The 7,394-nt window shown below is 61.5% G+C and carries 9 protein-coding genes; 2 read left to right on the top strand and 7 right to left on the bottom strand.

What is annotated here, in order from left to right:
* Positions 1-148 precede the first annotated feature (148 nt).
* Positions 149-499 (bottom strand): ArsC family reductase, encoded by a 351-nt coding sequence (locus LB577_RS16950; protein WP_224687563.1) that lies wholly within the window; start codon positions 497-499, stop codon positions 149-151.
* Between the two features lie 208 nt (positions 500-707).
* Positions 708-1,061: a SnoaL-like domain-containing protein gene (locus tag LB577_RS16945; RefSeq protein WP_023764560.1), complete on the bottom strand. Its 354-nt coding sequence runs from the start codon at positions 1,059-1,061 to the stop codon at positions 708-710.
* Between the two features lie 164 nt (positions 1,062-1,225).
* Here LB577_RS16945 and LB577_RS16940 point away from each other — a divergent pair, with 164 nt between their 5' ends.
* Together LB577_RS16940 and LB577_RS16935 are read left to right on the top strand one after the other, a co-directional pair.
* Positions 1,226-1,930 (top strand): SOS response-associated peptidase, encoded by a 705-nt coding sequence (locus LB577_RS16940; protein WP_224687562.1) that lies wholly within the window; start codon positions 1,226-1,228, stop codon positions 1,928-1,930.
* Positions 1,931-1,945: 15 nt separating this feature from the next.
* Positions 1,946-2,161: a hypothetical protein gene (locus LB577_RS16935; RefSeq protein WP_224687561.1), complete on the top strand. Its 216-nt coding sequence runs from the start codon at positions 1,946-1,948 to the stop codon at positions 2,159-2,161.
* Positions 2,162-2,397: 236 nt separating this feature from the next.
* Here the strand turns inward: LB577_RS16935 and LB577_RS16930 are convergent, their stop codons facing one another.
* The 5 genes from LB577_RS16930 to LB577_RS16910 all read right to left on the bottom strand — a co-directional run bounded on the left by LB577_RS16930 (position 2,398) and on the right by LB577_RS16910 (position 7,101).
* Positions 2,398-3,483 carry an ABC transporter ATP-binding protein gene (locus LB577_RS16930; protein ID WP_224687560.1) on the bottom strand — a complete coding sequence of 362 codons (1,086 nt, stop codon included), beginning with the start codon at positions 3,481-3,483 and terminating at the stop codon, positions 2,398-2,400.
* Positions 3,473-4,081, bottom strand: coding sequence for a cupin domain-containing protein (locus tag LB577_RS16925; RefSeq protein WP_224687559.1), 609 nt, complete (start codon positions 4,079-4,081; stop codon positions 3,473-3,475). The genes LB577_RS16930 and LB577_RS16925 overlap by 11 nt, the downstream gene beginning before the upstream one ends.
* Before the next feature lie 208 nt (positions 4,082-4,289).
* Positions 4,290-5,369: an ABC transporter substrate-binding protein gene (locus LB577_RS16920; protein WP_224687558.1), complete on the bottom strand. Its 1,080-nt coding sequence runs from the start codon at positions 5,367-5,369 to the stop codon at positions 4,290-4,292.
* The gene (locus tag LB577_RS16915) at positions 5,354-6,220 is read right to left on the bottom strand and encodes an ABC transporter permease (RefSeq protein WP_224687557.1); all 867 of its coding nucleotides are present in this window, start codon (positions 6,218-6,220) and stop codon (positions 5,354-5,356) included. The genes LB577_RS16920 and LB577_RS16915 overlap by 16 nt, the downstream gene beginning before the upstream one ends.
* A complete protein-coding gene (locus LB577_RS16910) occupies positions 6,217-7,101 on the bottom strand; it encodes an ABC transporter permease (protein WP_224687556.1) in 885 nt (294 codons plus the stop codon). The genes LB577_RS16915 and LB577_RS16910 overlap by 4 nt, the downstream gene beginning before the upstream one ends.
* Positions 7,102-7,394 lie beyond the last annotated feature (293 nt).

Below are 7,394 nucleotides of genomic sequence, written 5' to 3'. Positions count from 1 at the left end.
AACCTCTGCAGACGATAAGTGACAAAACTGTTCGCGATGTCCTCGCACACCTGTTCGCGATGTCCCCGGTCCAAACACCCACTTGAGGGGGAGATGGCCGGCAGGCCAGAGGGGGGCGCCAGGGAACGCGGCGAGGCCAGCGTCGGCTCTACTTCCTCACCGCCTGCTCATAAACATCAGCTTTGAATCCTACCAGAATCCGATCGCCCACCTCAAGCACCGGCCGCTTGATCATCGTTGGCTTGGCCAGCATCAGCGCCTTGGCCTTCTTCTCGTCAAGGTCCTGCTTGTCCTTGTCCGGCAGTTCGCGAAACGTCGTGCTGCCCTTGTTGAGCAGCTTTTCCCAGCCGACCTTGCCGACCCAGCCGTTCAGCTTGCCGGCCTCGATCCCTTCGGCCCGGTAGTCGTGGAACCGGTATGGCACGTCATGGCCCTCCAGCCAGACGCGCGCCTTCTTGATCGTGTCGCAGCTGGTGATGCCGTACATGGTGATCGTCACAGCGCGCTTCCCTTGGGCTGACCGTCGAATCCGTTCCGCGGCGCATGCAGTCATCCGACGGCAAAGAAGTCAACGACCGCCATTCCTGCTATCTCGACGAACGCCTGGTGTGGACGGATGCACATGGCGGCCAGGGCGTCGTCCAGGCCGCCATATTTATCTTAACCCTGCCGCGAAGAGAGCGGGCTCCCGGAAGCCGCTTCCGGCGTCAATAGTAGAAACGCTCTTCGGTGATCTTGCCGTTCTTGACCGTGTACAGACCAACCTCATCCATGGTGACACGCTCGCCAGTGGCCTTGGGCGTTATGTCGAACTTGAAGCGCACCGCGAACTGGTCGCCGTTGACATAGGGGCCCTCGACTAAACCGCCATGCACTTCGTTGTTCTCCTGCCACCACTGGCTCTTCTGCCTGAGAGCCTCCTTGCCGTGGCTGACGGCCATCGGTCCCTCCATGGCTTCGTAACTGGCGATGTCGTCGGCATTGTACTTTTCGGCAGCACCCTCATTGTCACCCTGCTTGAGGCGTTCGGTGAAGTCCTTGGCAATTTCCGCGATAGTCATTTGTGTTCCTCCTGTTCCGACGCATAGCAAATAGGGGACAGCCTGGTAACCTGCCACTGCCGGCCCAGTCGTAGCTGACAATCCGTGTCAGGACGGTGATGCCGGGCAGAGTGGCTCTCGCACATCTGGTTGCGGACAGAAGCCAATTCCGCAATTCTAGTTGGATGTGCAACCTCTACAACATCACCACAACGCAAGAGGCGGTCCGCCAATGGACACGCACATTGCGCGACGTCATCGGCAACCTTGAACCTTCGGTCGACGTCTATCCAAATCAGGCCGGCCCGGTCGTTCGCAACACGCCAGATGGGAAGCGTGAGTTAGCTAAGCTGCTTTGGGGTTTACCAACGCCGCCTGAGCGCATGAAAGGCAAGGCAGACTATGGCACCACGAACGTTCGCAATCCGCAATACTCGCACTGGCAACAGTTTGTGAGCGTCGAGAATCGATGCGTCGTGCCGGTGACCAGCTTTGCCGAACCCAGCCCTACCCCGAGCGACAAGGACCCGGAAACAGGGATCCAGCGCAATTTTTGGTTTGCCCGTGACGAAAGCCGACCCTTATTCTTCTTCGCTGGTTTCTGGACCCCTTGGCAGGGCGTTCGGAAGGTCAAGGATGGTCCTGGTGACTTCGAGTTGTACGCATTCATGACCACCAAGCCCAATGCAATCGTCGCGCCAATTCACGAGAAGGCTATGCCCGTGATCCTTACGACGTCGGAAGAGACGGAGGCTTGGCTGACAGCGCCGTGGTCAGAAGCACGGTATTTGCAGCGGACCGCGCCAGACGATGCGTTGATGATCGTCGAGAAGCCAGCCACACAAATCAAGTTTCCGCAACAGGCTCCGGTCCAAGGGTCTCTGTTCTAGGCTACAGGATCGGGCTTGGCAGCAGCCTCTTCAATCGTCGTCTCGCCAGATCACTCGGCGAACCATGCGAATTTCGACAAGACGTCTAACACGAATTTTCAGGCGCTCAGCAGCGCTCGGCAAGACTATGTCGGCATCAAGCTCGCGGAGCTTGCAGCGCTCGCACCGCATATGCCGTTCGACGTCCCAAAAGGGAATGTCACCGACAAGCTTTGCAAGGTCGCCGGGTAGATAGTGCCGGGTGATGTTGCAGTGCCGGCATCGGACACGAATGAGTTGCCCCACTTCGTGCGCGAGGCATAGCGTTTGCACATTTCGGCGCGGTCGGCTGCTCAATTCCGGCATCAACCAAATTAGGAGTATCTTCCTATTTTAGTCAATTGCCGCTTAGTTCCATGGCCATTTATTCACATGTCGTTCGACCGCCCCGCGCGCACCGTGCAGCGACCTTGCGAAGGTGGAAGAGGCTAGCTCGAGAGCATAGGGCAGCTGGCGCCACGGCGCAGGCTGATGTGAGCCATGTCGCCGACCTTGAATTGAAAACCCTCTGCCTGGCGTGGCGCATCGATGACAACAGGAGCGCCCTGCCCGAGTTCGGCGTGCAGGCGCAGCGTGCGGCCGTGAAAGACGATGCTGTTGACGCGCGCCGGCGCCGTGCCCGGCGCGGCCTCGGTCATCGCCAGCAAATCCTCGGGACGCACGCCAATCGTGCGCACATCGCCTTCGCCGGGTGCCTGGCCGGTTTCAGAAATGGCTTCAAGCGCCAGCGTTCCGGCGGTGAAACGCAGGCGATCGCCGTCGCGGCCGACAAACCGCGACTGCAGGAGGTTCATGGTGCCGATGAAGCTCGCCACGAACTTCGTGGCCGGCCGGTCATAGAGTGTCGCCGGCGGCGCGATCTGCTCGATGCGGCCCTTGTTCATGACGACGATGCGGTCGGAGATCGACAGCGCCTCGGTCTGGTCGTGGGTGACCATGACGAAGGTGGTGCCGAGCCGCGATTGCAGCCGTTTCAATTCCACCTGCATCTGTTCTCGCAGATGCGCATCGAGCGCCGACAGCGGCTCGTCGAGCAGCAGCACGCGCGGTTCGCAGACGATGGCACGGGCAAGTGCCACGCGCTGGCGCTGGCCGCCCGACAATTCCAAGACGCGGGCGCGAAGCTTGTCGGCGAGACCGACCATGTCCAAGGCTTCGCCGACGCGTTTTGCCTGCTGGCTACCGGAAAGCTTGCGCAGCGACAGGCCGAAGCCGACATTCTCGGCGACGTTCATGTGCGGAAACAGCGCATAATCCTGGAACACGGTGTTGACCGGCCGGTCGAAAGGCCGAAGCGCCGTGATGTCGCGCCCTTCAAGCAGCACCTTGCCGCTCGACGGGCTTTCGAAGCCGGCGATGACGCGCAGGCTGGTGGTCTTGCCGCAACCCGATGGCCCGAGCAGCGTAATGAACTCGCCGCTGACAATGTCGAGATCGACGGCGTCGAGCCCGACGATGCCGCCAGGAAAGATCTTCGAGATCGCCTGCAGCCGCACAAGACGATCAGGCGCCATCGCGAACCTCGGACGGTTTCGTGGTGTTGACCCAGAGGATCTGGCATTGCTCGGCGCCGGGATTGCGAAAGGCATGCAAAAGCGTGCTCTTGAAGGCAAAGCTGTCGCCGCGCTTCAGCACGTATTTTGTCGAATCCACCACCAGTTCGACCTCGCCCGCCAGCACATAGCCGAATTCATGGCCGGCATGCGCATAGGCTTCCGCCGTGCCGCCATTGGCCTCCACGGTCACCAGCATGCCCGTCAGCGTCGCGCCCGGCGGCGACAGCAGCGCCTTGGCGATGCCTTCGGATTTGACGGGAATCGCGCGGCGGCTGCCGGCGCGCACGCAGTAGAGATCATTGACCGCGTCGTTGCCGTCGACGATCAGCGCCGACGGCTCGATGTCGAGTGCTGCCGCAAGCGGCCAGATCACCTTGACACGCAGCGATGACATGCCGCGCTCGATCTGGCTCAGCGCGCCGATCGACACACCGGTTTTTGCCGCCAGTTCGGCCAGCGAAAGACGGCGCTCCAGCCGCAGCGCCCGCACACGCCGGCCGACGCGGACGTCGGCATCGTCCTTGGGTTTTTCCGCGGCGTCATCAAGCAAGTCCATGTGTGGGTCCTCGTAGTCTTCTCAATCGACGTGGCGCAGCGCCGCTAGGCTCCCCTTCTCCCCTTGTGGGAGAAGGTGTCGCCGAAGGCGACGGATGAGGGGTGTTCCAGCGGAGTGAGACGTTGGCGTTCCCTGGAACACCCCTCATCCGTCTCGGCGCTGCGCGCCGATCCACCTTCTCCCACAAGGGGAGAAGGGAAGACCAGCCTCAGCCGCCAGCCTTCACCTTTTCGAACATCTTGGCCATATCGTCATTCTGTTTCATCGGCCCGGTGAAGATCGTGCTTTTCAGCATCACTTCCGGATCGGACGGCAGTTGCAGCTTGTCCAGCTCATCCTTCGGCACGCCGGCGAAAGCGGTCGAGAGCGAGCTGCCATAGCCGTAGGACTGGATCAGGTATTTGCCCGAGTCGGCGTCCAGCCGGCTGTTGATGAAATCGTAGGCGAGGTCGACATTCTTGGCGTCCTTGAGCATGACGAAGCCGCAGGCCCAGGTCAGCATGCCTTCCTTCGGCTTCATGAACTCGACCGGCACACCCTGTTTCTTCAGCGAGGTGGCCGACGCATTCCAGGTCATGGCGGCGACCAACTGGCCGCTGGCGAGCGCCTGTTCGACCGAAGTCATGTCGGTTGTATAATTGGAGAGCAGCGGGCGCTGCTCGCGCAGTTTCGCCGCCACCTTGTCCATTTGCTCCGGCGTCATGTCGAACGGATTGACGCCGGCCAGAAGGGCGGCAACGATCGGCGTGTCATGCACGGCGTCGATGGTCGCCATGCGGCCGGCATACTGCTTGTCCCACAGAAGGTTCCAGCTCGCTTCCGGGTTCTTCACCAGATCGGTGCGGTAGAGGATCGAGGTGTTGCCCCAGTCCCACGGCACCATCCAGACCTTGCCGTCGCCGGCCTGCAGATCGGGCAGGTTCTTGAACACCGGGAAGATCGAATCCCAGTTCTTGATACGCTTGGTGTCGATCGGCTGCAGCAGGCCTTCCTTGTTCCAGCGCGCCACCTTGTCGTAGCAGGGGTGCGCGATATCGGGGCGGAAGCCGGCCTTGACCTTGGTGAAGGCGTCATCGTCGTCACCGAATATGGACGCCTCGACCCCATCGGGGTGCGCGGCGAGGAAGCTCTTGTTGAAGTCGGGCAGTTCATAGCCCGACCAGGTGAAATATTGCAGCTTGTCGCCGGCGAAAGCGACGGTCGACGACAGCGCCAACGCCAGGGCGGCGAGGCCGGCCCGGGCCGTCTTTCCGGATATCAGGTCGCCGGATATCAGGTCGAATGGCATTGCAGTTCTCCTCTCTTGGTTTGTTTTGCTTGTGATGGATTCGCGGGTCGTGACGCGGTCGCGGATAGGCCGCGATGGCGCAGGATTTCGGCAAGGCCGGCGATGACGAAGGACACCGCCAGGATCGATGTGCCCAGCGCCATGACCGTCGGCAGCGACTTCGGAAACCGCAGCTGGCTCCAGATGTAGAGCGGCAGCGTCGGCTCGGTGCCGGCAAGGAAGAAGACGACGATGAATTCGTCGAACGAGATCAGGAAGGCCAGCATGAAGGCCGAAACGATGGCCGGCAGGCTGAGCGGCAGCATCACCCGCCGGAAGGTCGTCCAGTCGGACGCGCCGAGGTCGAGGGCGGCCTCGCGAATGGTTTTCGGGATGGCGGCGAAGCGGCTGCGCATGATCACCACGGTCGTCGGCAGCGCCACCAATATGTGGCCGAGCACGATGGCGATACGCGACGGTCCGAGGCCGATGAGGTTGATCAGGATCAGCAGCGATATGCCGATGATGACGCCCGGTATCAGGATCGGCAGCCGGGCGATGGCGCTGATGGTGGCGGCCAGCGGCGAGCGGCCATAGAGGTCCATGTAGGACACGGTGATGCCGCAAAGCGTGGCGCCCGTGGCAGCAATGATGCCGATGACGAGGCTGTTGACGAGCGCGCCGGACAGCGCCGAATTGCCGTACAAAGTCGCGTACCATTGCAAGGTGAAGCCTTGCAGCGGAAACGCCGCCTGGATCGAGTCGTTGAAGGAAAACAGCGGGATCAGCAGCACAGGCAGATAGAGAAACACCAGATAGGCGACGACGTAAACGCCAAGCCAGCGGCCGCCGCCTTGCGTGCGCGCGCTCATGTGCGGCTGCCAAATCTGCGGTCGGTGAAGCGCGCGACGAGCACCACGGCCAGGATCACCAGCATGACGGCGACGGAGAGTGCGGCGCCAAACGGCCAGTCATTGGCCTTGCCGAACTCAGCCTGGATCAGTGTGCCGATCATCGTGGAGGCCGGGCCGCCGACGAGCGCCGGCGTGACATAGTCGCCGACGGTCGGCACGAAGACGACGAGGGCAGCGGCCAGCACGCCCGGCATAGAATTGGGCAGCACCACCCGGCGGAAAGAGGTGAACGGCCGCGCGCCGAGATCGGAAGCAGCCTCGATCAGCGATTTCGGGATGGTGTCCAGCGCCACGTAGATCGGCAGGATGGCGAAGGGCGCATAGGCGTGGGCGAGCGTGACGACGACAGCGGCCGGCGTGTTGAGAAAGGCCAGCGTCGGCTCGGACCAGATGCCGGTTTCGATCAGCGCCGAGTTCAACACGCCATTGTAGGCGAGCACGATCTTCCAGGCGAAGACGCGCAGGAGATAGCTGGTCCAGAACGGCAGCGTCACCAGAAACAGCAGGAGACCGCGCCGCCGCCTGGCGTGGAAGGCGAGATAGTAGGCGACGGGATAGGCAGTGACGACCGTGGCCAGCGTGACCAGCGCGGCAATCACAAGCGAGCGCAGCGTCACCGTCCAGTAGAGCGGATCGGAGATGACGGTGGCGAAGTTGGATAGGCTGAAGCCGGCGCCCAGAAGAGAGCCGTCATTGTTGCGGAAGGCGAGGAAAAGCACGAGGCCAAGCGCAAAGAGGATCAGCAGGAAGGTGACGGCCGCGCCCGGCAGCAGCATGGCGAAGCTGAAGCCCGATGAAGACCGGGCCTCTGGCATCTGGTTTGCAACAAGGGTCGACATCGACCTGCTCGGTTTTTGAAATTCACTGAGACTTTTTCATATTCATGAAACTGTCAAGCGAAATCCCCCGGCGGGAGCTTTGGCATTGCTTCCGTTCTTCATGGCCGCGTGCATTTCACACTCTTGAACAAGCGCATCAGTTTTCACGGCATAGGAAGTGACCCTGGAGAGTTGAAACTCTCACAACCGAACGCGGCACCTTTGGATTGCCAATGACGGGATAGACCTTTGAGAGGAATCCGGTGAAAGTGCCGCGCCGATCCGGCCAAGCGCATTTTCGATCATTCGGAGGA

Origin of the sequence: Mesorhizobium sp. B283B1A (assembly GCF_020165735.1) — a bacterium.
Lineage (GTDB): Bacteria > Pseudomonadota > Alphaproteobacteria > Rhizobiales > Rhizobiaceae > Mesorhizobium > Mesorhizobium opportunistum.
The sequence above is the reverse complement of the archived record's forward strand: the minus strand, read 5'-3'. Positions and strand labels throughout refer to the sequence as shown.

Bases quoted from the DNA above. Each gene is read 5' to 3' on its own strand.
- LB577_RS16915 (WP_224687557.1), bottom strand. From the start codon at position 6,220: ATGAGCGCGCGCACGCAAGGCGGCGGCCGCTGGCTTGGCGTTTACGTC.
- LB577_RS16930 (WP_224687560.1), bottom strand. From the start codon at position 3,483: ATGGCGCCTGATCGTCTTGTGCGGCTGCAGGCGATCTCGAAGATCTTT.
- LB577_RS16910 (WP_224687556.1), bottom strand. From the start codon at position 7,101: ATGTCGACCCTTGTTGCAAACCAGATGCCAGAGGCCCGGTCTTCATCG.
- LB577_RS16945 (WP_023764560.1), bottom strand. From the start codon at position 1,061: ATGACTATCGCGGAAATTGCCAAGGACTTCACCGAACGCCTCAAGCAG.
- LB577_RS16940 (WP_224687562.1), top strand. From the start codon at position 1,226: ATGTGCAACCTCTACAACATCACCACAACGCAAGAGGCGGTCCGCCAA.
- LB577_RS16920 (WP_224687558.1), bottom strand. From the start codon at position 5,369: ATGCCATTCGACCTGATATCCGGCGACCTGATATCCGGAAAGACGGCC.
- LB577_RS16925 (WP_224687559.1), bottom strand. From the start codon at position 4,081: ATGGACTTGCTTGATGACGCCGCGGAAAAACCCAAGGACGATGCCGAC.